The sequence below is a fragment of the Amycolatopsis thermoflava N1165 genome, assembly GCF_000473265.1.
GTDB classification, from domain to species: Bacteria; Actinomycetota; Actinomycetes; order Mycobacteriales; family Pseudonocardiaceae; genus Amycolatopsis_E; species Amycolatopsis_E thermoflava.
Genome location: NZ_KI421511.1, coordinates 7,488,039 through 7,510,525, shown reverse-complemented (window position 1 = coordinate 7,510,525; position 22,487 = coordinate 7,488,039). Strand labels below are relative to the sequence as shown.

The 22,487-nt window shown below is 71.1% G+C and carries 28 protein-coding genes; 9 read left to right on the top strand and 19 right to left on the bottom strand.

Annotated features, from left to right (window positions below; all coding sequences use genetic code 11):
• Positions 1–261 precede the first annotated feature (261 nt).
• From AMYTH_RS0137275 to AMYTH_RS0137230, 10 genes are read right to left on the bottom strand one after another with little or no spacing between them, the layout of a single operon-like run.
• Positions 262–825, bottom strand: coding sequence for a nucleotidyltransferase family protein (locus AMYTH_RS0137275; RefSeq protein WP_027934491.1), 564 nt, complete (start codon positions 823–825; stop codon positions 262–264).
• A complete protein-coding gene (locus AMYTH_RS0137270; protein ID WP_037322978.1) occupies positions 818–1,612 on the bottom strand; it encodes an IclR family transcriptional regulator in 795 nt (264 codons plus the stop codon). Before AMYTH_RS0137270 ends, AMYTH_RS0137275 begins: the two co-directional genes overlap by 8 nt.
• A gap of 10 nt (positions 1,613–1,622) precedes the next feature.
• On the bottom strand, positions 1,623–2,024 hold the full coding sequence (gene pcaC / locus AMYTH_RS0137265) for a 4-carboxymuconolactone decarboxylase (protein WP_020421705.1): 402 nt from the start codon (positions 2,022–2,024) through the stop codon (positions 1,623–1,625).
• The gene (gene pcaD / locus AMYTH_RS0137260) at positions 2,021–2,782 is read right to left on the bottom strand and encodes a 3-oxoadipate enol-lactonase (protein ID WP_027934489.1); all 762 of its coding nucleotides are present in this window, start codon (positions 2,780–2,782) and stop codon (positions 2,021–2,023) included. Before pcaD ends, pcaC begins: the two co-directional genes overlap by 4 nt.
• A complete protein-coding gene (gene pcaB / locus AMYTH_RS0137255) occupies positions 2,779–4,104 on the bottom strand; it encodes a 3-carboxy-cis,cis-muconate cycloisomerase (RefSeq protein WP_027934488.1) in 1,326 nt (441 codons plus the stop codon). Before pcaB ends, pcaD begins: the two co-directional genes overlap by 4 nt.
• Positions 4,097–4,642 (bottom strand): protocatechuate 3,4-dioxygenase subunit alpha, encoded by a 546-nt coding sequence (gene pcaG, locus AMYTH_RS0137250; protein WP_027934487.1) that lies wholly within the window; start codon positions 4,640–4,642, stop codon positions 4,097–4,099. Before pcaG ends, pcaB begins: the two co-directional genes overlap by 8 nt.
• Positions 4,639–5,382 (bottom strand): protocatechuate 3,4-dioxygenase subunit beta, encoded by a 744-nt coding sequence (gene pcaH / locus AMYTH_RS0137245; protein WP_027934486.1) that lies wholly within the window; start codon positions 5,380–5,382, stop codon positions 4,639–4,641. The genes pcaG and pcaH overlap by 4 nt, the downstream gene beginning before the upstream one ends.
• A 19-nt stretch (positions 5,383–5,401) precedes the next feature.
• Complete coding sequence (locus AMYTH_RS0137240; protein ID WP_027934485.1) at positions 5,402–6,577, bottom strand: thiolase family protein; 1,176 nt, start codon at positions 6,575–6,577, stop codon at positions 5,402–5,404.
• Positions 6,577–7,305 carry a CoA-transferase subunit beta gene (locus AMYTH_RS0137235; RefSeq protein ID WP_051363136.1) on the bottom strand — a complete coding sequence of 243 codons (729 nt, stop codon included), beginning with the start codon at positions 7,303–7,305 and terminating at the stop codon, positions 6,577–6,579. Before AMYTH_RS0137235 ends, AMYTH_RS0137240 begins: the two co-directional genes overlap by 1 nt.
• 35 nt (positions 7,306–7,340) lie before the next feature.
• Positions 7,341–8,159: a CoA transferase subunit A gene (locus AMYTH_RS0137230; RefSeq protein ID WP_027934483.1), complete on the bottom strand. Its 819-nt coding sequence runs from the start codon at positions 8,157–8,159 to the stop codon at positions 7,341–7,343.
• Between the two features lie 86 nt (positions 8,160–8,245).
• On the opposite strand from AMYTH_RS0137230, the gene AMYTH_RS49725 reads away from it, so the two are divergent.
• Genes AMYTH_RS49725 through AMYTH_RS0137215 form a run of 3 tightly spaced genes read left to right on the top strand, consistent with a single transcriptional unit; the run spans position 8,246 to position 10,126 of the window.
• Positions 8,246–8,413 (top strand): hypothetical protein, encoded by a 168-nt coding sequence (locus AMYTH_RS49725; protein ID WP_020421713.1) that lies wholly within the window; start codon positions 8,246–8,248, stop codon positions 8,411–8,413.
• Positions 8,414–8,448: 35 nt separating this feature from the next.
• Positions 8,449–9,423, top strand: a complete 975-nt coding sequence (locus AMYTH_RS0137220) for a 2-hydroxyacid dehydrogenase (protein WP_037322976.1) — start codon at positions 8,449–8,451, stop codon at positions 9,421–9,423.
• A 10-nt stretch (positions 9,424–9,433) separates the two neighbouring features.
• Positions 9,434–10,126, top strand: a complete 693-nt coding sequence (locus tag AMYTH_RS0137215) for an HAD family hydrolase (protein ID WP_228685123.1) — start codon at positions 9,434–9,436, stop codon at positions 10,124–10,126.
• A 92-nt stretch (positions 10,127–10,218) separates the two neighbouring features.
• On the opposite strand, the gene AMYTH_RS0137210 is transcribed toward AMYTH_RS0137215, so the two are convergent.
• Together AMYTH_RS0137210 and AMYTH_RS0137205 are read right to left on the bottom strand one after the other, a co-directional pair.
• Positions 10,219–10,533, bottom strand: coding sequence for a HesB/IscA family protein (locus tag AMYTH_RS0137210; RefSeq protein ID WP_017984337.1), 315 nt, complete (start codon positions 10,531–10,533; stop codon positions 10,219–10,221).
• 133 nt (positions 10,534–10,666) lie between these two features.
• Positions 10,667–11,056, bottom strand: coding sequence for a hypothetical protein (locus AMYTH_RS0137205; protein WP_027934480.1), 390 nt, complete (start codon positions 11,054–11,056; stop codon positions 10,667–10,669).
• A 122-nt stretch (positions 11,057–11,178) separates the two neighbouring features.
• On the opposite strand from AMYTH_RS0137205, the gene AMYTH_RS0137200 reads away from it, so the two are divergent.
• Both AMYTH_RS0137200 and shbA read left to right on the top strand, forming a co-directional pair.
• Entirely contained in the window at positions 11,179–11,625 is a 447-nt protein-coding gene (locus tag AMYTH_RS0137200; RefSeq protein WP_027934479.1) for a GtrA family protein, read from the top strand.
• 293 nt (positions 11,626–11,918) lie between these two features.
• Positions 11,919–12,584 (top strand): RNA polymerase sigma factor ShbA, encoded by a 666-nt coding sequence (shbA, locus tag AMYTH_RS46395; RefSeq protein ID WP_026153409.1) that lies wholly within the window; start codon positions 11,919–11,921, stop codon positions 12,582–12,584.
• 8 nt (positions 12,585–12,592) lie between these two features.
• Here shbA and AMYTH_RS0137190 read toward each other — a convergent pair whose 3' ends face one another.
• The 5 genes from AMYTH_RS0137190 to AMYTH_RS0137170 form a co-directional block, all read right to left on the bottom strand.
• Positions 12,593–14,032, bottom strand: coding sequence for an NF041680 family putative transposase (locus AMYTH_RS0137190; RefSeq protein ID WP_228685314.1), 1,440 nt, complete (start codon positions 14,030–14,032; stop codon positions 12,593–12,595).
• Between the two features lie 196 nt (positions 14,033–14,228).
• Positions 14,229–15,209, bottom strand: a complete 981-nt coding sequence (locus AMYTH_RS0137185) for a TIGR03557 family F420-dependent LLM class oxidoreductase (protein ID WP_027934478.1) — start codon at positions 15,207–15,209, stop codon at positions 14,229–14,231.
• On the bottom strand, positions 15,188–15,517 hold the full coding sequence (locus AMYTH_RS0137180; protein WP_027934477.1) for a WhiB family transcriptional regulator: 330 nt from the start codon (positions 15,515–15,517) through the stop codon (positions 15,188–15,190). The genes AMYTH_RS0137185 and AMYTH_RS0137180 overlap by 22 nt, the downstream gene beginning before the upstream one ends.
• Positions 15,518–15,577: 60 nt before the next feature.
• A complete protein-coding gene (locus AMYTH_RS0137175; RefSeq protein ID WP_027934476.1) occupies positions 15,578–16,069 on the bottom strand; it encodes a GNAT family N-acetyltransferase in 492 nt (163 codons plus the stop codon).
• 33 nt (positions 16,070–16,102) lie between these two features.
• Entirely contained in the window at positions 16,103–16,453 is a 351-nt protein-coding gene (locus AMYTH_RS0137170) for a VOC family protein (protein WP_027934475.1), read from the bottom strand.
• A 34-nt stretch (positions 16,454–16,487) separates the two neighbouring features.
• Between AMYTH_RS0137170 and AMYTH_RS0137165 the strand changes: the two genes are divergently transcribed.
• A complete protein-coding gene (locus AMYTH_RS0137165; RefSeq protein WP_037322975.1) occupies positions 16,488–17,642 on the top strand; it encodes a saccharopine dehydrogenase family protein in 1,155 nt (384 codons plus the stop codon).
• Positions 17,643–17,722: 80 nt separating this feature from the next.
• Positions 17,723–18,370: a TetR/AcrR family transcriptional regulator gene (locus AMYTH_RS0137160; RefSeq protein ID WP_027934473.1), complete on the top strand. Its 648-nt coding sequence runs from the start codon at positions 17,723–17,725 to the stop codon at positions 18,368–18,370.
• Between the two features lie 638 nt (positions 18,371–19,008).
• On the opposite strand, the gene AMYTH_RS0137155 is transcribed toward AMYTH_RS0137160, so the two are convergent.
• Positions 19,009–19,509, bottom strand: a complete 501-nt coding sequence (locus AMYTH_RS0137155; protein ID WP_027934472.1) for a metallophosphoesterase family protein — start codon at positions 19,507–19,509, stop codon at positions 19,009–19,011.
• A gap of 96 nt (positions 19,510–19,605) precedes the next feature.
• On the opposite strand from AMYTH_RS0137155, the gene AMYTH_RS0137150 reads away from it, so the two are divergent.
• Positions 19,606–21,390, top strand: coding sequence for a VanW family protein (locus AMYTH_RS0137150; RefSeq protein ID WP_027934471.1), 1,785 nt, complete (start codon positions 19,606–19,608; stop codon positions 21,388–21,390).
• Between the two features lie 54 nt (positions 21,391–21,444).
• Here AMYTH_RS0137150 and AMYTH_RS0137145 read toward each other — a convergent pair whose 3' ends face one another.
• On the bottom strand, positions 21,445–22,167 hold the full coding sequence (locus AMYTH_RS0137145; protein ID WP_027934470.1) for a TetR/AcrR family transcriptional regulator: 723 nt from the start codon (positions 22,165–22,167) through the stop codon (positions 21,445–21,447).
• Positions 22,168–22,296: 129 nt separating this feature from the next.
• On the opposite strand from AMYTH_RS0137145, the gene AMYTH_RS0137140 reads away from it, so the two are divergent.
• Complete coding sequence (locus AMYTH_RS0137140) at positions 22,297–22,485, top strand: DUF5302 domain-containing protein (RefSeq protein WP_027934469.1); 189 nt, start codon at positions 22,297–22,299, stop codon at positions 22,483–22,485.
• Positions 22,486–22,487: the final 2 nt, after the last annotated feature.

Below are 22,487 nucleotides of genomic sequence, written 5' to 3'. Positions count from 1 at the left end.
CCAGCAGGAAGCATCTGCGGGCCGGAATCCCGGCGAAGGGCGCCTGCCGGTGAACCGGCGTGGCCCGGAGTTGTCGCCGCCTGGCGGGGCAGGTCCGCGGGGGCATCCACGTCCGGCCATGGGTGACCACCGACCTCCACTGGACACCCGCCGGGCGGACCGGTGTCAGCCGGTGGTCGCCGCTTAGCGGGGCGGGTTCGGGGCCGGAATCCCGGCGAAGTGCGGCTGCCGGCGGACCAGCCTCCGCGGCGCCGGCGCCGCCTAGCGTCGGAGGTCCGCTGGGGTGTCCACGTCCTGGCCGCCGCCCAGGTCGGCGCACTCCACCAGCCGCAGGTCGGTGCGGCCGCGGAGCCAGTCGCGGGCTCCGCGGTCGCCCGAAGCGCTCTCCGCGACCTCGTCCCACCAGCGGCGCCCGAACAGCACCGGATGCCCCGGCACGCCGTCGTACGCGGCGCGCGCGACCACCTCCACCGATGCCAGCGCCCGCAGCCGCGACACGATGCGGGCGTCCACTCCGGGCAGGTCGACCAGGTGCACCAGCACGGCCGACGCTTCCGGCAACGCGCGCAGCCCGGCCCGCAGCGACGCGCCCATCCCGCTGGCCCAGTCGGGCGACTCAACGGCCCACGACGGATCCGGCAGCAACGCCCGCACCTCGTCGGCCTGCGCGCCCACCACCACCCGCACCGGCGCGCAGCCACCGTCGGTCAGCACGCGCAAAGCCCGGCGCAGCAACGGTTCCCCGTCCAGTTCGACCAGCGCCTTCGGACGCCCCATCCGCCGCCCGGCGCCGGCCGCCAGCAGCAACCCGGCGCACTCAGCCACGGCGCGCCTGCGCGGGTGCGACGGCCAGGTCGTCCTCGATGCGCTTCGCGGCGGCCAGCAGCGGCGGCACCATCTCCTCGATCACCGTCTCCCGCGGGGTGCGGCTGGCGTGAGTGGACACGTTCACCGCCGCCACGACGCGGCCCTGCCGGTCCCGGATCGGCGCCGCGACCGACCGCAGCCCCTCCTCCAGCTCCTGGTCGACCAGCGCCCAGCCCTGCTGCCGGACCGCCGCCAGCTCGGCCCGCAACGCGGCGGGCGAGGTGAGCGTGTGCGAGGTCAGGCGCTGCAACTCGGCCTGCTCCAGGTACCGGGCGAACCCCTCATCGTCGAGCCCGGCGAGCAGCACGTGCCCCATCGAGGTGGCGTAGGCGGGGAACCGGGTGCCGACGTTGATGCTCACCGTCATGATCCGGGACACCGCGACCCGCGCGACGTAGACGATGTCGGCGCCCTCCAGTACGGACACCGAACTCGACTCGCGCACCTCCGCGGACAACCGCTCCAGGTGCGGCTGCGCGACCTCGGGCAGGGTCATGCTGGACAGGAACGCGTAGCCGAGTTCCAGCACGCGCGCGGTCAGCGAGAAGTACTTCCCGTCCGTGCGCACGTACCCGAGGTCCACGAGCGTGAGCAGGAACCGCCGGGCCGCGGCGCGGGTCAGGCCGGTCGAGCGCGCCACGTCGGACAGCGTCAGCTCGGGCGCCCCGGCGCCGAACGCGCGGATCACGGCCAGGCCGCGTTCCAGCGACTGGACGTGGTGCGCGCCGCGCTCGGTTGATTCCATACCGGACAACTTAGTGGGCGCGCGGCTGGGCGGTGGGCTCTCCCATCTCGGCCAGTGTCTTCTGCGCGATGGCGAATGCCTCGTTGGCCGCAGGCACCCCCGCGTACACGCCGGCGTGCAGCAGCACCTCGCCGATCTCGTCGGCGGTCAGCCCGTTGCCGACGGCGGCGCGGACGTGCATCGCGATCTCGCCGTGGCAGTGCAGCGCGGTGAGCACGGCCAGCGTGATGCAGCTGCGGGTCTTGCGGTCCAGGCCCTCGCGCGTCCAGATCGAGCCCCAGGCGGCGCGGGTGATGTAGTCCTGGAACTTCTGCGTGAACTCGGTCGCGTTGGCGGTGGCGCGGTCGACGTGCGCGTCGCCCAGCACCTCACGCCGGACCTTCATGCCCGCGTCGTACAGCTCGTCGCTCATCGCGCCCCCTTCAGGTGCTCCAGGAGCAGTTCGGTGAACTTGCCTGCCTGCTGGTAGCTGCCCAGGTGGGCCGCGTGGTCGATCACCTCGAACTTCGCACCGGGGATGCCGTCGGCGATGACCTGCCCGTGCGAGGGCGGCAGCGCGGCGTCGTCGGCTCCCGAGATCACCAGGGTCGGGGCGGTGATCGTGCCCAGCCCGGCGGTCAGGTCGAGCCCGGCGATGGCCTCGCAGCACGACGCGTAGCCCTCGGCCGGGGTGGTCGCTGTCATCTGCCGCAGCTCCTCGGCCAGTTCCGGGTTCGCCGAGATCCAGTCCGGTGTGAACCAGCGGCCGATGCTGCCCTCGGCGATCGTCGCCATGCCCTCGGCGCGCACCTGCTTCGCCCGCCCGGTCCACATGTCGACGTTGCCGGGGTTGACCGAGGTGAATGTCAGTGCCAGCGACCGGATTCGCGACGGCGCGTGCTGCCCGAGCCAGGCGCCGGTCATCCCGCCCAGCGACAGCCCGACGAAGTGCGCGGACTCGACGCCGAGCGTGTCCAGCAGCTCGACGACGTCACGGCCGAGGTCGGCGATCGAGTACGGCCCTGGCGGCACCGGCGACTGCCCGTGGCCCCGGGTGTCGTACCGGACGACGCGGAAACCGTTGTCCGTCAACGGCTTCACCTGCGGCTCCCACATGCGCAGGTTACTGCCGATGGAATTGCTCAGGACGACGACGTCACCATCGCCCGCGGTCTCGTAGTGGACCTTCACGAAGTCCCCTTTCGCTTCTCCAGCACCCGTTCGACGAAGTCACGCGCGCTCCCCAGGTAACCGGCCGGGTCCAGCAGCTCGCCGATGCGCTCGCGGGACAGGTGCTTGCCCACCAAGGCGTCCTCGGCCAGCAGGTCGGCCAGCTCACCCTCACCGGCCAGCGCGCGGCGAGTGCACGCGCTCACGGCGTCGTGTGCTTCGAGCCGCCCGGTCTCCGCCGCGAGCGCGGTCGTGACCCGCTCGGACAGCAGCGCGCCACGCGTGAGGTCGACGTTCGCGCGCATCCGGTCCGCGTCCACTTGGAGCCGGTCGAGGCTCGTGCGCAGCCAGTGCACGGCGGATCCGGTGCTGCGCAGCAGTTCCGTCAGCGGCCGCCACTCGGCGTGCCACGAACCGGCGGCGCGCTGGTGCTCCTGCGCCATCGCGCCGAGCAGGGTCGCGACCAGCCCGGGCGCCTGCTGCGCGGCCGCCGCGGCCGCCACCGCGGCGACCGGGTTCCGCTTGTGCGGCATGGTGGACGAGCCGCCGCTGCCCTCGGCGACCTCGGCGATCTCACCGACCTCGGTCTGCGCCAGCAGCACCAGCGACCGCGACGCACCGGCGACCACACCCGACAACGAACCGAGCGCACCGGCGAGTTCCGCGATGCGCGTCCGCTCGGTGTGCCACGGCATTGCCGGCTCCGCAAGCCCGAGCCTGCGTGCGAAGGCCGCCAGCACGGCCGGCCCCTGCTCACCGAGCGACGCCAATGTGCCGGTGGCCCCGCCGAGCTGCACAGCGAACCGCTGCGCCCGCAACCGGTCCGCGGCCGCGTCCAGCCCGGACAACCAGCCGGCGAGCTGGAACCCGAACGTCACCGGCAGCGCCTGCTGCAGCAACGTCCGTCCCGCTTGGACAGTGCCGGCGTGCTCCCGCGCCAGCTCGGCGAGCCGGTCCGCGCACGCCTCCACCTCGCCGAGCAGCACGTCCACCGCACGCGCGGACACCAGCATCGCCGCGGTGTCCACGATGTCCTGGCTGGTCGCGCCGAGGTGCACCACCCGGCCCGCCTCGCCGCCGACCTGCGCGGTCAGCTCCCGCACGAGCGGCGCGGCGGGATTGCCGACGCCGACCGACTTCGCACCGATCGCGGCGGCGTCGAACTGCCCGTCACGAGCCACGGCGGCGATCCGGTCGGCGTGCTCGCGCGGGATCACGCCCGCGTCCGCCTCCGCCTCCGCCAGCGCCGCTTCCGCGTCGAGCAGGCCCCGCAGCCAGGCGGCGTCGGAGACCTCGTCGCGGACCGGCCCGGCGGCGAGCATCGGGTCGAACAGGTCAGACATCGAAGAACACTGTCTCAGCCCCACCCTGGAGACGCACGTCGAAGCGGTACCCGTCGTCGGTCTTGGCGGCGATCAGTGTGCCGCGCCGGTCCTCCGGCACCGAGTTCAATACCGCGTCGGCGGCGTTGGCCTCGGTGTTCTCCGGGAAGTAGATGCGCGTGACGACCCGGTTCAGCAGCCCGCGCGCGAACACCGACACGTCGATGTGCGGGGCCTGCGTCGCGCCGTTCTCGCCCGGGATCGCGCCGGGCAGCAGGGTCAGGATCTCGTAGCTGCCGTCCGGCTTGGTCGGGCAGCGGCCGAACCCGCGGAAGCCGGGAACGCGGCCGCGCGGGTCGTCCGGGTGGTCGAAGCGGCCCTGCGGATCGGCCTGCCAGGTCTCGATCATCGCGTCCGGGACCGGGTTGCCCTCGCCGTCGGTGACGGTGCCGCGGATCCACACCGCGCCCTCGGTGCCCTCGGGCACCACCGTCGGGCCGTCCTCCCAGGGCAGGCCGATCGCGAGGTAGGGGCCGACGGTCTGCGAAGGGGTCGTCATTCGTCTTCCTCTTCCTCGTTCTCGAACACCGACTGCTCGCGGCCGCGCACCACGATGTCGAACTCGAAGGCCAGCGCCCAGTGGTCGGTCGTGCGGCTGTAGTCGAACCGCGAGATCATCCGCTGCCGCGCCTTCTCGTCCGGGATCGAGTTGAAGATCGGGTCCTGGAAGAACAGCGGGTCGTCCGGGAAGTACATCTGCGTCACCAGGCGCTGCGTGAACGCCTGGCCGAACACCGAGAAGTGGATGTGCGCGGGCCGCCAAGCGTTGTCGTGGTTCTTCCACGGGTACGCGCCCGGCTTGATGGTGGTGAACTCGTACCGGCCCGCCGAGTCGGTGATGGTGCGGCCGACGCCGTCGAAGTTCGGGTCCAGCGGCGCGGGCCAGTTGTCGCCGATGTGCCGGTAGCGGCCGCCCGCGTTGGCCTGCCAGATCTCGATCAGCGAGTTCGGGATGCCCCGGCCGTCACCGTCGAGCAGGCGACCGTGCACCAGGATCCGCTGCCCCTGCGGCTCTTCCGCGTGCTGGCGGGTCAGGTCGTTGTCGAACTCACCGAGGCGGCCGGGACCGAGCAGCGGGCCGGTCACCTCGGTGAGCATCTGCGGCAGCAGAACGAGCGGCTGCTTCGGGTGCCGCAGGGCCGTCGACCGGTAGCCCGGTGAGTCCAGCGGTGGGTGCGTGCCCTCCGGGTCCCGCCGGTAGCGCGGCAGGATCAGCTTGTTACTCGTCGGTGCTGCCATAGCACGTTTTCCTTTCTCCTCACGCTTCCAGCACGACCGCGAGCCCCTGGCCCACGCCGATGCAGATCGCGGCCAGCCCGTAGCCACCGCCGCGGCGGCGCAGCTCGTAGGCCAGCGACGCGAGAATGCGGCCGCCGGAGGCGCCCAGCGGGTGCCCGATCGCGATCGCGCCGCCGTTGACGTTCACGATCGACGGGTCGAGCTTGGGCCAGTCGGCGAAGCAGGACAGGCACTGCGCGGCGAACGCCTCGTTCAGCTCGACCGCGGCCAGCTGCTCCCAGCCGATCCCGGCGCGCTCCAGCGCGATCTCCGCCGCCCGCACCGGGCCGATGCCGAACACGTCCGGGTCGACGCCCGCCGCGCCGCGCCCGGCGATGCGGGCCAGCGGCGTCTTGCCGAGCCGGTCGGCCGCGGCCTGGTCGCCCAGCAGGACGGCGGACGCGCCGTCGTTGAGCGGCGAGGCGTTGCCCGCGGTGATGGTGCCGTTCTTGCGGAACGCCGGCTTGAGCTTGCCCAGCTTCTCCAGCGTCGAGTCGGCGCGGATGCCCTCGTCGCGGGTCAGGTCGGTGCCGGGGACGGGCACGACGTGGTGGTCGTAGAAGCCCGCGTCCCACGCCTTCGCCGCGTTCTGGTGACTGCGCAGCGCGAACTCGTCCTGCGCCTCGCGGCTGATGCCGTACTTCTCGGCCAGCCGCTCGGTGCTCTCACCCAGCGAGATCGTCCACTGCTCGGGCATCTCCGGGTTGACCATGCGCCAGCCGAGGGTGCTCGAATGCAGGGTCTGCGCCGCCGGGGAGTACGCCTTCTCCGGTTTGAGCAGGATCATCGGCGCGCGGGTCATCGACTCCACGCCGCCCGCGACAACCAGCGACGCGTCGCCGGTCGCGATGGTGCGGCTGGCCTGCATGACCGCGTCCAGGCCGGAGCCGCAGAGCCGGTTCACGGTGGTGCCGGGCACCGAGGTCGGCCAGCCCGCGAGCAGCGCGGCCATGCGCGCCACGTTGCGGTTGTCCTCGCCCGCCTGGTTGGCGTCGCCGAGCACGACCTCGTCCACCGTGGCGGGGTCGAGGTCGTTGCGGGACGCCAGCTCACGCAGCACGTGCGCGGCGAGGTCGTCGGGACGGATTCCCGCCAGGGCGCCGCCGTAGCGGCCGAACGGGGTCCGGATGGCATCGAGAACGTATGCCTCGGTCATCACTTGGCCGCCTTCAGTTCACGCAGGGCCGTGAGTTCGGCCTCGGTCGGGGGCGGCGTGGTCTCCAGCTCCGGCGCGACCTTCAGGTCCCAGCCGGTCGCGTCCTTGACCTGCTCCACCGTGACGCCCTCGTGGATCTGGGTCAGTACCAGCTCGGCGGTCTCCGGGTCCGGGCGCATCACGCCGAGGTCGGTGATCACCAGGGTCGGGCCGGCGCCGGGCAGGCCCAGCTTCTCCCGCTCGCCCTTGCCGCGGCCGTGCCCGAAGGAGGTGATGAAGTCGACCTGCTCGACGAAGCTGCGCTTGCTCTGCCGCACCACGACGTAGACCTCGTGGCAGTTCGCGGCGATCTCCGGCGCGCCACCGGCGCCCGGCAGGCGGACCTTCGGGTCGGCGTAGTCGGCGCCGATGACCGTGGTGTTGATGTTGCCGAACTTGTCCAGCTGGGCCGCGCCGAGGAAGCCGACGTCGATCCGCCCGGGCTGCAGCCAGTAGTTGAACACCTCCGGCACGCTGATGACCGCGTCGGCGGTGTCGGCGAGGATGCCGTCGCCGATCGACGCGGGCAGCCGGGTGGGCTTCGAGCCGAGCGTGCCGGACTCGTAGATGAGCACCAGGTCCTCGGCGTGGGTGCGGCGCGCCAGGTTGGCCGCGGTGGAGGGCAGCCCGATGCCGACGAACACCCGCTGACCGCCGGTCAGGGCGCGGGCCGCGGCGACCGACATCATCTCGTCGGACGTGTACGTCCGTTCGACCGTCGTTGTCACTGGGCCACCTCCACGCCGAACACCTTCTCGTCCACCCAGCGCTGGAACGAGTCCCTCTCCCGCCCAATGGAATCCCAATAGGCGTAATACTCGTTGTCGCGTTCCGAGTACCCGGCCGCGTAGGACGGATGCGCACCGTTCGGGACCTCGGCGACCGCCGTGACGGCCCAGGTCGGCAGGATGACCTGGCCGGGCACCGGGGTCAGCTCGTCGACGATCTCCTCGACCGTGACCAGGCTGCGCTTGGCGGCCAGCACGGCCTCCTTCTGCACGCCTACCAGGCCCCACATCTGCACGTTGCCCGCCCGGTCGGCCCGCTGCGCGTGGATGATCGACACGTCCGGGTTGATCGCGGGCACCGCGGCCAGTTCCTCGCCGGTGAACGGGCAGGTGATCGTCTTGATCGTGTCCGTGTGCTTGGGCAGGTCCGTGCCGCGGTAGCCGCGCAGCACCGCGAACGGCAGCCCGGACGCGCCGGCGACGTAGCGGTTGGCCATGCCGGCGTGGCTGTGCTCCTCGATCTCCAGCGGCACCGGCCAGGAGTTCTGCACGGCATCGCGGAAGCGGTGCAGCGACCCGACGCCCGGGTTGCCACCCCAGGAGAAGATCAGCTTCTTCGCGCACCCGGCGCCGATGAGCTGGTCGTAGACGATGTCGGGCGTCATCCGGACCAGCGTGAGGTCCCTGCGCCGCTGGCGGATGATCTCCTGCCCCGCCGCGTGCGGGATCAGATGGGTGAATCCTTCGAGGGCGACCGTGTCCCCGTCGTGCACCAGCTGGGCGACGGCGTCACGGAGCGACGTTATCTCGGCCATTGAGCTGCTTCCGTTCGCATTCCGCACACAAGTTCTACATATGAACATAGCTGGCCGACCGGAGCCACGCAAGGAAGGGTGGACGCATGAGCGGACCCGAAATCGATCCGGTGACGGCCGAGAGCGAGCAACAGGACGCCGACATCGGCGGCGAGCACACCGAGCCCACCTACCGCGACCAGGACCCCGAGGTCGGCACCGACGAGGCCGAGCCGGAGGGCGAGGGCGGCCCCGGGGGCATGGACCCCGAATAGCGCGAGCGGCCGCCGATCCTGCGAAGCTGGAGCCCATGCGAATCGTGGTGACGCGGCGGGTTCCGGAAGCAGCGATGGTGGTGCTCCGCGAGGCGGGCGAGGTCTGGGTGTCCGGCGAGGACCGGCCGCTCAGCCCCGACATGCTGCGCGAAGCGGTGCGCGGCGCGGACGCGGTGGTGTGCATGCTGCACGACCGCGTCGACGGCGCGGTGGCGGACGCGGCCGGGCCGCAGCTGAAGGTCGTGGCCAACGTCGCGGTCGGCTACGACAACATCGACGTGCCCGCGCTGGCCGAGCGGGGCGTGACCGTCACCAACACGCCGGGGGTGCTGACCGACGCCACCGCGGACCTCGCGTTCGGGCTGCTGCTCGCGGTGACGCGGCGCATCGGCGAGGGCGAACGGCTGCTGCGGTCCCGCACGCCCTGGTCGTTCCACCTCGGGTTCATGCTCGGCTCCGGCCTGCAGGGCAAGACGCTCGGCATCGTCGGGCTCGGCCAGATCGGGCAGGCGATGGCCCACCGGGCCCGCGCGTTCGGCATGCGGATCGTCTACAGCGGACGGTCCCGCGCGAAGCCGGACGTGGAGTCGGCGCTGCACGCGGAGCACCTGTCGTTCCTGGAGCTGCTGCGGACCGCCGACGTGGTGTCGCTGCACTGCCCGCTGACGCCGGAGACGCGGCACCTGATCGACGCCGAGGCGCTGGGCGCGATGAAGCACAGCGCGTTCCTGATCAACACCACCCGCGGACCGGTCGTGGACGAGGCCGCGCTGGCCGACGCGCTGCTGCGCCGGGAGATCGCCGGCGCCGGGCTGGACGTGTTCGAAAAGGAACCGGAGGTCGAGCCGCGGCTGCTGGAGATGGACAACGTGGTGGTGACACCGCACCTGGGCTCCGCGACGGTCGAGACGCGGACCGAGATGGCCCTGCTCGCGGCGCGCAACGTCGCGGCGGTGCTGGCGGGCGATGGCGCCGTTAATGAGGTGCGCCCGGACGGTGACCGCTCCTAGTCTGCGCAGCGTGCGACTGAGTGGACAGGTCCTGATCCTCGACGCCGACGACACGTTGTGGGAGAACAACGTGATCTTCGAGCGGGTCATCGACGACTACCTCGACTGGATCGCGCACCCCACGCTGGAGCGCGCCGCGGTGCGGGAGATCCTCGACGACATCGAGCGGGCGAACGCGGTGTCGCACGGCTACGGGACCAAGGTGTTCCTGCACAGTCTTGGCGAGTGCTTCGAGAAGCTGCGCGAGCGTCCGGCGACCGCGGCCGAGCGCGCCCGCATCGAGGAGCTGGCGTCGGCGCTGATCAACCACGAGGTCGAGCTGATCCCAGGCGTCGCCGAGACGCTCGGCGAGCTGGGTTCGCGGCACGAGCTGATGCTGCTGACCAAGGGCGACCGCGAGGAGCAACAGCGCAAGATCGACGCCTCCGGCGTGGCCCACCACTTCCGGGAGGTGCACATCGTGCCGGAGAAGCACGTCGAGGTGTACCGCGGCCTGGCGTCGGCGCGCATGCTCGTACCGGAGTCGACCTGGATGATCGGCAACTCGCCGAAGTCGGACATCCGCCCCGCCCGCGCGGCCGGCATGAACGCGGTGTTCATCCCGAACGCGCACACCTGGGTGCTGGAACACGACGAGCTGGACGACGCCGACGAGCGCGTGCTGACGCTGGGCTCGTTCCGGGAGCTCGTGCGCCACTTCTGAGAAGTCCCGCGCCGCGCATGGTCGCGCGGCCCCCGGAACGCGCTGAGGGAGGGCGCCGCAGCGGCGCCCTCCCTCAGCGGAAGTCCGTTGTTCTACAGGCCCGGCTGCTGCGCGTCCGGCTGCGGCAGGACGGCGAAGTTCAGCTGCCCCTGCTCGTCCTGCTGGACGTCCAGCACCTTGTCGTCCAGGAAGATCGCGGCCTGCGGCTCCAGGAACACCTTCGCGCCCCCGTCCGCACCCACGACCTGGTCCCCGTCCTCCGGAGCCGGTGCCACGGACAGCGCCAGCTGCGCGCCGCTGTCCTGCTGGGCCTGCACGGCGAAGCGCAGGCCACCACTGTCGGTCTGGCCCTCCTGTGCCGTCAGGGCGCTGATGGCCTCGGCGGCGGCATCGGTCAAAGCGAGCATCGTGTCAGTCCCTTCGCGTCACGTGCACTCGTACCTCCGACCGTAGGGGCACCCCAGCGCGAGCGCTGTCCTGCACCGGCCGTCATCGCCGCTCACCCTGGGTTTCACCAGGTCAGCGCCAATGTGACCGATTTCACACGGGGTCTTCGTCCGGCGGCGTGCGGATGGCGTCCGGCACCGAGCCGGGCGGGTTGTCCGCCTTCTGGTCGACCGCGTCGCCGAGGTTCTGCCCCGCATCGGCGACGTCGAGGCCGTCGCGGGTTTCGGTCTCGTCGGCGGGGACGTCCTCCGGCTGGACGTCCGGCCGCTCCTGGGCCAGCCGCCCGTCGAGACTCTCGCCCTCGCGCTCCTCGTTCGGGGTCGTGCCGAACCGGTCGGAGGCCATGTACCGCTCCGGCGGCTCGACGCCCTCCTCGAGCGGGTCGACGCGCAACCGGTCCTCGTCGAGGTCCTCCGCGCTGTTCAACGCGGCCGGGTCGCTCTCCACCGCGTCCGGCACGGGATGGCCATGAGCCTCACTCATCGGTCCTCCTCACCTGCTGTCCTAGCGGTGGCGATACCCGAGTGGCGGAACAGGCAAACCCGAGATCAAGCTCACGTGGTTGTACAGTACAAACAATTGCTGAGCGTAGGTAAGTTTTGGGTATGACCGCAACGTGGATCAGCGGGCCGGTGACGCGGCAGGCTCCCGCCGCACACCGTCCGGCCGAACACCACCCGGTCGCCTGGTACGTCGTCGCCGGAGTGCTGACGACGGGTCTGCAGGAACTCCTCTTCCTCGGCGCCCGCCCGCTGCTGGGCGCCGTGACCGCGAACGTGCTCGCCATCGCGCTGACCACCCTCGCGAACACCGAGTTCCAGCGCCGCGTGACGTTCGCCGGCCATTCCACGTCACCCGTTCGGCTGCACCTGCAGTCCGCGGGGACATTCGCCTTCTACGCGGGCTACGGATCGCTCGTGCTGCTTTCGCTGCACCTGTTCACCGCGAATCCGTCGGCCACCCTCCAGGCGGTCGCACTCGCGGTGGCGAGCGGCCTTGGCGGCGTCGTCCGCTTCGCGGTACTGCGTTGGTGGGTCTTCGCACGCCCATGACCTGGGTGTTGTCACATAGCCAAGAAGTGTGTCACTTTTGCGCTTGATTGTTCGCGAGTGCTCGGTTCACACACCTGGAGAACTCGATCGAGCGGGCTCTTGCTGCGAATGGGGTATGTCTAGTTGAAATCTGGACTGCCGGGCGGTCACCACATACGATTACGCACAGTTTCATCGGGAACGGGTCGGCAGGGACCTAGAGGGAGTACCCGTTCACCGAGAGTAACAAGAAACGCGGGCCCCCGACGGCGACCGGTCGACGGGTCATCGTTGTTGTCGTTGGGGAGCCGACCATGCGAACGAGTGTCCCGCCTGTCACTGCCGGAAGAGCCGAGCCCGAGGCGCCGGGGCTGACACCCCAGGCCTTTCCTCGGGCATCACAGCGGCTCACGAAGGAAGAGCTCGACCCGGTCGTCCGCGAAGCCGCCACCGGTGAACGCGGAGCCGTGGACCGCTTGATCCAGATGATCACCCCGGTCGCCGTCCGGTACTGCCGGGCCCGGCTGGGCGGACGCGATCTGTCCTACCTCTCGGCGGACGACGTCGCGCAGGAGGTCTGCCTGGCCGTCCTGCACGCGCTGCCGCAGTACCAGGACCGGGGCGGATCGTTCCTCTACCTGGTGCACGCCATCGCGTCCAACAAGGTCGCCGACGCCTACCGCCTGGTCTCGCGGGACCGGTCGGACCCGGTCGCCGAGCTGCCGGAACGCCCGCTGGCCGACAACGAGCCGGAGAAACACGCGCTCGACGTCGACCTCGGCGACCGGATGACCAAGCTGCTGGCCACCCTCCCGCAGCTGCAGCAGGAGATCCTGACGCTGCGGATCGCGGTCGGCCTGTCGGCGAACGAGACGGCCGAGGCGCTGGGCATCTCGGCGGGCAACGTCCGCGTCACGCAGCACCGCGCCCTCGGCAAGCTGCGCGCCATGATCACCCGCGACGGCGACCTGCTCGACTAGCTTGAGTTTTAACCTGTTCGGCGTGGTCGAGGCGTGCTCGACTTGTATTTCTTGGATGTTGTTGAGGTGATGACGTGCACGTCATGGCGGGTGGCTGGGCGGTCGTTGCGACGGCCGGTTGGCCGCCCTGGGCCGGCGCGTGTTGGTTTCGGTGCACTCGCGGGACAGCCGGCCTGTGCGCGTAGGTGCCGAAACCCGCGACGTACTCGAGCTGGGGTGAGCCGGCCCGGTGGTGCGGGTTTCTCCCAGGGGCGCCGTAGATCTGCGGCCAGCCGGCGGGCCAGTCGGAGTTGGGTGTAGGCGGCCAGCATCAGCCAGCCCCACCGATCGGCCTGCTCGGGAGTGCGCAGCTTCGGGCGGGTCCAACCGAGTGTCTGTTTGAACAGTCGGAACGTGTGCTCGATGTCGAATCTGCGCAGGAACGCCTGCCAGAGCAGATCGACCATCTCAATGTCCAGATCGACGCGGGAATACCATAACCACACCGGTTTCGGGATCGCCCCGGACGGTAACCGGTCCACCTGCAAACGCACCACGGTGCCCTCCAGAATCGGCAGGTGTCCGACATGCGTGGTCCAGGCGGTGCGGTGTGTCAGCCGGGGATGCAGCCGGTTCCAGGCCCGGACGATGGCCGGACCGTAGAGACGGGTGTCGGCGTCGATAGCGACATCGGGTTGACCCCAGGTGGCCGGATCACCGAAGACGAACTCGCTGCCGTGACGGCGCGGTCGGCCCACCGTGTGCGGTGTGTGGGGCGGGGCCGAGCGGCGCAGGACCCGGTCTGAGCGCATCCGCACCAGCACCGCCACGGGCAGGTCGGCTAACTGGAAGGCCAAGCGTGGTCCGTCGTAGCCGGCGTCGGCCACGATCAGGATCTCGCGATCCCCGGGCTGCCAGTGCCCGTGGGTGATCAGTCCGGTGACCACCCGGCGGAGTTGGTGTGCGGTGACCGTGGCGGCATCGACCCCGGGTGCCAGGCGTTGGATGTCCACGGGCGCGGTCCAGGAGCTACGGCCGCTTTCCAGCGCGACCACGACCGAGTAAGGCCAGCCGGGAATCGCCAGGTGCTGGTTACGGTTGCGGCCGTAGGCGTGGCACATGACCCGTTCTGGCGCGGTGTGCGCCTCGGGCCGCAACCAGCAGGTGATGTCCACGGCCAGCACCAGCCGGCCGTCGGCCGCTTGCGGCAGCGGTCCGGCCAGGATCGCGTCGCGGAGCCGATCGACATCGATCCGGCCGTGAGCCAGACCCGCATACAGCCCACCATGACCGCGGCGATGCTCCGCGAGCAGAGACAACTCCGGCAGCGACCGCACCGGTCCCTCGGCACACAACACCGCCTCGGCCAGCTCGAACAACGCGTCCGCCCGGCGGGTCAGGCACCGATAGAACTCGTGCCGGAAACGGACAAGGTCCCCGGACGCGCCACCCGCATCCGGATCGTGCACACTGATCAACTGAAGCCCTTGGTGTGATCGTCTTTCTGTCGCAAGAAGAATGATCAACCAAGGGCTTCATCCATGATCAACTGGGTCCTCGCCACCACCCCAAACGTTAAAACTCAAGCTAGGTTCTGTTTCATAAGCGGCGGAGCCGCTTGCGGTGGCCGTCACCTGGCGCCGCCGCGGGTTCTGAAATGCGCCCCTAGCCGTAGGCCTCGTTCAGGGCGGGCAGGAGTTCGCGCGACGCGAACTCGAAGAACCCGTCCTGGTGGTCGCCGCCGATCTGGACCAGCGCCAGATCCGTGAAGCCCGCGTCGGCGAAGGCCTGCGCGCTCTTCACGATCGGTTCGACGTCCGGGCCGCACGGGATGGCCTGGGCGACCTCGTCGGGCGTGACGAACTGGGTCGCGCCGGCGAACCCGGACGTGCCGGGCAGCTCGGCGTTGACCTTCCAGCCGCCGCCGAACCAGCGGAACTGCTCGTGCGCCCGCTGCTTGGCCGCCCCCGGATCGGGGTCCCAGCACACCGGCAGCTGCGCGTACTTGCGCGATGAGTCCTGCCCCAGCTGGGCGCGCTCCTCGTCCCAGGCGTGCACCAGCTCCGGCTTCGGCTCGGTGGCGATCAGCGCGTCGGCCACCGGGGCGAAGCGCCTCACCGACTGCTTGCCGGACACGGCCACACCGATCGGCGTGCGCCGCTCCGGCAGGTCCCACAGCTTCGCCGAGTCGACGCGGTAGTGCTGACCCGAGTAGTTGACGTACCCGCCGTCGAACAGGTCGCCGATGATCGCGAGCGCCTCGTTCAGCATCTCGTGCCGCACGTTCACCGGCGGCCACCCACGGCCGACGACGTGCTCGTTCAAGTTCTCCCCAGCACCCAGCCCGAGCGTGAACCGGTCGCCCGACAGCAGGGAGACGGTCGCCGCCTTCTGCGCCACCACCGCCGGGTGGTACCGCATGAGCGGACAGGTCACGAAGCTCAGCAGCTCGACGCGTTCGGTCACCTGGGTGACCGCGCCCAGCACGCTCCACGCGTACGGGGCATGCCCTTGTTCGTCGAGCCAGGGCGAGTAATGGTCACTGCACACCTCGAACGCGAACCCCGCCTGCTCGGCGGCCGCCGCGTGCCGGACCAGCTCCCTCGGCCCGGCCTGTTCGGTCATCAGGGTGTAGCCGAAACGCACTCCTGCTCCTTCTCAGCACCGGCCAGCAGCTGCTTGCGCCGCGAGATCATCGCGCGCCGCTCGGTCTCGTCGAGCCCACCCCAGACGCCGAAGGGCTCTTCGGCGGTGAGCGCGTGGTGCCGGCATTCGACGATCACCGGGCAGGACATGCAGATCTGCTTCGCCCGCGCGACCCGGTCCGCCCGCGCGAAACCCCGTTCGCCGTCCGGGTGGAAGAACACCGAGCTGTCCAAGTTCCGGCAGTTGCCGTGCCTCTGCCACTCCCACGTTTCGGCAACAGGCACCGGGAGCCGTGACGTGTCCGCCATCTCGACCTCACCTCCGCGACCATCTCAGTTGCGCGCAGGACTACCCCGGTTTTTCGGCCACTACACCTGCCGGCCGAGCGCCAGCCGCTTCTCGAACCAGTGATCGGCGTACAAGCGTTGTTCAGGGGCTTCGATCTCGCGGTAGCCGTGTTTGGCGTAGAGCCCACGAGCCTCCACCAGATCGTGCCGCGTGTCCAGCCTCATCCGCTCGCAACCCAGTGCCTGAGCTGCGCTTTCGGCCGCGCGGAGCAGTTGGTCACCACCTCCCCGGCCGCGCGATCCGGGAAGGACGAACATCCGGGTCAGCTCGGCGGTCGTGACGTCGAGCACGCGGATGCCGACGCAGCCCGTCACCTCATCGTGCGACCGCGCGAGCAGGAAGAGGCCCGTCGGCGGCACGAGGTCGTCGCTCGGGTCGTCGGCCATCGCGGTGTCCAGTTCGGCCACCGTCGCCGGGCGGCCGTAGTAGCGGCTCGCGACGTCGTCGAAGTAGGCGCGCAGGATCGCTTGCGCGGCGGGGTCCCTCACGGGTACCGGGTTGATCGTCCACACGGGTCCATCGTGACGGGACGGTCCAGCGGATTTTCAGAGATCGGTGGCCCGCTGGTGCCGGGCCTCGTACAGGCCGACCTCCCCACCGCCGGGCAGCCGCAGCCGGGTGAGCAGGCCCCAGCCCGCGTCGGTGACCGGCTCGGTGAACTCGACGCCCCGCGCGGTCAGCTCCCGGACCGTCCCTTCCACGTCGTCGCACAGGAAGTACAGCTCGTGCGCCTGCGCGGCGTCCGTGGGGTGGACCGCGATCTCGGCGGGGGGCAGTTTGACGATGAGCCAGCCGCCGCCCGCGTCGACGTGCGGCTGCCCGAGCACGTCGCGCAGGAAGGCGCGGTCAGCCTCCGCGTCGTGGCTGTACAGGATCACGTGAGCGCCATTGATCATCCATCGAGCCTAGGCAGCCGTTAGGGTGGCGCGCATGGCTTACGACGTGGTCCTGTTCGGCGCGACCGGCTTCACCGGCCGGCTCACCGCGGAGTACTTGGCCCGGCACGCCCCCGACGACTGCCGGTGGGCGCTCGCCGGCCGCAGCCGCGCCAAGCTGGAGGGCGTGCGCGACGGCCTCGGGCCGAAGTTCGCCCAGCTGCCGCTCCTCTACGCCGACGTCACCGACCCGGCGTCGCTGAAAGCGGTTGCCGGGTCGGCGAAGGTCGTGATCACCACGGTCGGCCCCTACGTGCAGTACGGCGAGCCGCTGGTGGCCGCGTGCGCCGAGGCCGGCACCGACTACGTGGACCTGTGCGGCGAGCCCGAGTTCACCGACCTGATGTACGTCCGCCACCACGCCCGCGCCGCCGAAACCGGGGCCCGCATCGTGCACGCGTGCGGCTTCGACTCGATCCCGCACGACCTCGGCGTCTACTACACGGTCAAGCAGCTGCCGGACGACGTGCCCATCCGGGTGCGCGGCCAGGTGCGCGTCGGCGCGACGTTCTCCGGCGGCACCTACGCCTCCGCGCTCGGCGCCGCGTCCCGGCTGCTGCCGATGGCCCAGGCCGCGCGGGAACGACGGAAGATGCAGCACCGGCCCGAGGGCCGCCGCGTGCGCGCGGTGACCGGCACCCCGCGGCGCGACGGCGAGACCGGCCACTGGCTGGTGCCGCTGCCGACCATCGACCCGCAGATCGTCGTCGGCTCGGCACGGGAGCTGCCCGAGTACGGGCCGGACTTCACCTACAGCCACTACGCGGCGGTCAAGCACCTGCCGGTGCTGGCGGGTGGGCTCGCCGGTCTGGGGGCCGCGGTCGCGCTCGTGCAGCTGCCGCCGGTGCGCAAGGCACTGGGCAACCTGCGCAAGCCCGGCGAGGGCCCGAGCGAGCAGCGGCGCGCGAAGTCCTGGTTCAAGGTCCGGTTCGTCGCCGACGGCGGCGGCAAGCGGGTGGTCACCGAGGTCTCCGGCGGCGACCCCGGCTACGACGAGACGGCGAAGATGCTCGCCGAGTCCGCGCTCTGCCTGGCGCACGACGACCTGCCGTCCCGCGCCGGGCAGCTCTCCCCGGCCGCCGCGATGGGCGACGCGCTGCTGACCCGGCTGAAGAACGCGGGTCTGGCGTTCCGCACGCTGCCGTCCTGAACCACCCGGACGGGGGATAGTCAAAACCGAAACCCCGACCAGGCTTAAACACAGTTCAAGTCGAGCCTTACAGTGATCGCATGGCTCGACTGACGCGCGCTGAAAGTCAGGCGCACACGCGCCGCCGCCTGCTGGCCACGGCCACGGAGCTGTTCCTGCGCGAGGGTTACACCGGCACCTCGCTGGAGCGGGTGGCCGAGGAGGCGGGGTTCTCGAAGGGCGCCGTCTACTCCAACTTCCGCAACAAAGACGAGCTGTGCCTGGCCGTCCTGGAAGGGGTGCGCGCGGAGAAGGCGGCGTCGGTGGACGCGACACTGGCAGGCACCGACAGCCTCGACGAGCTCCTGGCGGCGTTCGCGGTGTGGGCCGCGGGCACCGGCGGCGACCAGGAGTGGATCCGGCTGGAGGCGGAGTACCTGCTCAACTGCCGCCGCGACCCGGAACTCCTCGGGCGGCTGGCGAAGAGCAACGCCGAGATCGCCGACCTGGTGACCGGCCTGCTGAACACCAACGCGCGGCGCCTGGGCGTGCGGCTGCCGATGGACGCCCGGCAGGCGGCGTACGCGTTGTTCAGCATCACGCTCGGGCTGGGCCTGCTGCGCTCCGTGGACCCGGCCATCGGGGTGGATTCGTTCACCTCGATCGTGCGGCTGCTGGCGCAGCCGGCGGAGGTGAAGGTGCCGGAGGCGCGCTCGGCGACTGCGGACGCCGACTCGAACCTGGAGTGACCACCGGTTGAGCCCGCGGGGCGGCGAGGTTGGCTGCGCCCCCGCGAAGCTGGGAGCGGCATCCGCCCGCCCGCCGGGCCAGGCGCGCCGCGACGAGCAGCGCCGAGCCGAGAACCGGGCCGGGGCGCCGTCTCGCCCGCCAAGCGGTGCGCGCTGCCGCCAGCAGCACCGGGGGCGCCAGCAGCGCCGCGACCGCGGCGGCACTGCACCAACGGCGCCCCGCGGCGCGGGAGCGAGCACTGCCAGCAGCGCCAGGACACCAGCGGCAGCGCCGGGATCACCGGGACCGCAGCGGCACGCCCCCCCACGCAGCGGGAGCGAGCACTGCCAGCAGCGCCAGGGCACCAGCAGCACCGAGATCGCCGGGACCGCAGTGGCCCGGCCCCACCAAGCGAGAGCGACCACCACCAGCGCCAGGACACCAGCAGCACCCGGATCACCGCGACCGCAGCTACACAGCCCCGGGAAGCGGGGAGCGAACACTGCCTGCCCGCCGGCGGCGGGCAACGCGACTGCCAGCAGCGCCGGCGCACCAGCGTGCACCGAGATCGCCAGGACACCAGCAGCACCCGGATCGCCGGGGCACCAGCAGCGCCGGGATCACCGGGACCGCGGCGGCACGGCTCCGCGAGACCGGATCAGCGGGGCGGCAGCGCGTGCAGCTTCACCTGCTCCAACCGCCCCGCGCGCACCCGTGCCGTCAGGTACGTGTGTTCCGGCTGGCGGCGCCGGTCTGTCGGTGAACCGGGGTTGAGCAGGCGCAGCCCGTTGGGCGCCACCGTATCCCACGGGATGTGGCTGTGCCCGAACACCAGCACGTCGGCATCCGGGTAGTCCCGCGCGCACCGCGCCTCCCGGCCCTTCGCCGGGCCCGTCTCGTGCACCACCGCCAGCCGCAGGCCGTCCAACTCCGCCCTGGCCACCTCGGGCAGTCTCGCGCGCAGCTCCGGGCCGTCGTTGTTGCCGTACACGCCGATCAGCCGCCTGCTGCGCTTCTCCAGCTCGTCCAGCAGCGCGACCTCCACCCAGTCGCCCGCGTGCACCACGACGTCGGCGCGCGCGACCTCTTGCCACAGCTGTTCCGGCAGATCACGCGCCCGCTTCGGCAGGTGGGTGTCGGACATGACGAGGACCCGCATGGTCACCGGTGTATCACGCTGGGCCACCCGGAGCAGGGCGCCGATCCCCCCGCCCGTAACCTTCATCCGGGTTGTCCGGATCAGGAGGGGTGAGCCTTGACGCAGGAACCCGCGTGGCCCACGTCCGACGACGAGCGGACCGAGGTCATGGCCCCGGTCACCGACGTGCTGCCGAAGGTGACGCAGGAGCAACCGCGGAAGAAGAAGTCCGCCAAGCGCGCCGCGATCATCGCCGGCTCGGTGCTCGGTGTGCTGGCCGCGCTCTACGCCGTCGACCTGCTGGTGAGCCAGGGCAACGTGCCCCGCGGCGTCACCGTCGCCGGGGTCGAGGTCGGCGGTCTCAAGCGCACGGCGGCCGAGGACAAGCTGCGGGAGGAGATCGAGCCGCGGCTGACGCAGACGATCCCGGTGCGCGCCGGTGACGCCACCGCCGCGATCGACCCGTCCACCGCGGGCCTCACGCTCGACTGGCCGTCCACTTTGGACCAAGCTGGCGATCAGCCGCTCAACCCGTTCACCCGCATCGCGTCGTTCTTCAGCGACCGCGAGGTCGGCGTGGTCACCCACGCGGACGAGGGCAAGCTCGCCGCCGCCATCGAGGAGCTGCGCGCCCGCACGGACCGCCTCCCCGTCGAGGGCACGATCCGGTTCGAGCAGGCCCAGCCGGTCGCGGTGCCCCCGCAGCCCGGCCAGCAGCTTGACGCCGACGCCGCCAAGAACGAGGTGCTGCGCCACTGGGCGACCGGCCAGACGCTGTCCCTGCCGGTGACGACCACGCCGGTCCAGGTCTCGGCCGAGGCCGTGCAGGCCACGTTGGACGGGTTCGCCAGGCCCGCCGTGTCCGCGCCGCTGGTCATCCGCGGCGAGGGCGCCACCGCGACGCTCGCCCCGGCGGCCGTGGCCGCCGCACTGTCGTTCGAGCCGGGCGACGGCGGCACCCTGGTGCCGAAGGTCGACCACAACAAGATCGTCGAGGCGGCCGGCCCGCAGCTCAAGTCCTCCGAGAAGGAGGGCAAGGACGCCCAGATCGTGTTCGAGGGCGGTCGTCCCACGGTGCAGCCGTCGGTGGACGGCAAGGGCGTCGACTGGAACCCGACGCTGCAGCCGCTGTTCGACGTGCTCAAGGCGCCGGGCACGCACGAGCTGGTCGCGAAGTACCACACGACCCCGGCGAAGGTGACCACCGAGCAGGCCAACCAGCTCGGTATCACCGAGGTCATCGGCGAGTTCACCACCGGCGGGTTCGCCGCCGACTCGGGCGTGAACATCCGGACCGTCGCGCAGAAGGTGAACGGCGCGATCGTGAAGCCGGGCGAGACGTTCAGCCTCAACGGGTTCACCGGGCCGCGCGGCAAGGCACAGGGCTACGTCGAGGCCGGCGTGATCGAGAACGGCGCCCCGGCCCGCGAGGTCGGCGGCGGTATCTCGCAGTTCGCCACCACGCTGTACAACGCGGCCTACTTCGCGGGGCTGAAGGACGCCGGGCACAAGGAGCACAGCTACTACATCAGCCGCTACCCCGCCGCGCGGGAGGCGACGGTGTTCCAGAGCGCAGGCGGCAGCAGCGTGATCGACCTGAAGTTCACCAACGACTCCGACACCGGCGTGGCGATCCAGACGATCTGGACGCCGTCGTCGATCACCGTGAAGCTGTGGGGCACCAAGCGGTACACCGTCGAGTCGATCCCGGGGCCGAAGTCGAACTTCGTCCCGCCGCAGGAGAAGCCGGGCCCGGCGGAGAACTGCCACCCCTCCAACGGGGCACAGGGCTTCACCACCAGCGACACCCGGGTGCTGCGCGACGCGAAGACCGGCCGCGAGGTCAAGCGTGAGACGCGCACCGTCCACTACAACCCGCAGCCGAAGATCGTCTGCCCCTGACGGGGGCGTGAAAACGGGGCCGCACCGATCCGGTGCGGCCCCGTTTCGCGTCGGTCAGGAGCCGCGCTTGATCTCGTCGAGCCGCACCTGAACGCCGTCCAGCACGCGGTCCACCGCGTAGTCGAACAGCTCGGCGAAGTAGTCGCGGTTCTTCTCCGGGTCGGCGAGGCGCTCGTGGACCGATTCGCTGAGGGTGGCCAAGCCGGACAGGTCCGGGTCCGCCGTCGGCTCGCCCCACCCGCCGGAGATCTGGGCCTTCACCTCGCTGGCCTTGCGCTGGTCGTCCTCCAGCGAGATGAACAGGCAGGCCTGGCTCACCAGCAGGCGGCACACCATGGTGGCCTCGTCCTGCTCGAACCCGGCGCCCAGGAGTGTCCTCATCGCACGGTCCACAGTGGGCCCGCCCGCCTCGACCGAGGGGCCGTTGAGCGCGACCCGGCGCGCCACCCCGGGGTAGCGCATGAACACCAGCCGCAGGTTGGTGAGGAACTGGCGCCACCAGGCCCGCCACTCCATCTCGGCGGGCGGCAGCTCGTACATGGCTATGACGCGGTCGACGACCGCGGTCACGACCGTGTCCCGGTCGCCGACGTGGTGGTAGATCACCGCCGGGTAGGCGTCGACCGCGCCGGCGAGCTGGCGCAGCGTCCACGACTCCACCCCGTGCCTGGCGGTCAGCTCGAGCGCCGCGTCGATGATGCGATCCGGGGTGACCGCGGGCAACCCCGCCGCGTCACGGGAGCGCGGACGGCCGGGCACGGGAGCAGACTTCGCCATGGCGTAACAGTAGCTCCCTCGTGTTGGCGCGCCAGTCAACACCGCCGTGAATCGTGACGAAAACGGCTCGCCAAGGCGGACCGGGCCTGGGAGGCTGGACGAGCAAGCGCGTGACACCCAGGAGGTCGTATGTCCGAGAACAGTTCACCAGGCGAATCGGAAGACGACGTCAAGCGCAGGTTCCGCGAGGCCCTCGAACGCAAGCAGGCGAACGCCCAGTCGTCCGGCAAGCACGACAGCGGGGGTGGCAAGGGCGGCCACGTCCACGGACACGGCCCGGCGGCCAGCAAGCGCACCTTCCGCCGCAAGAGCGGCTGACC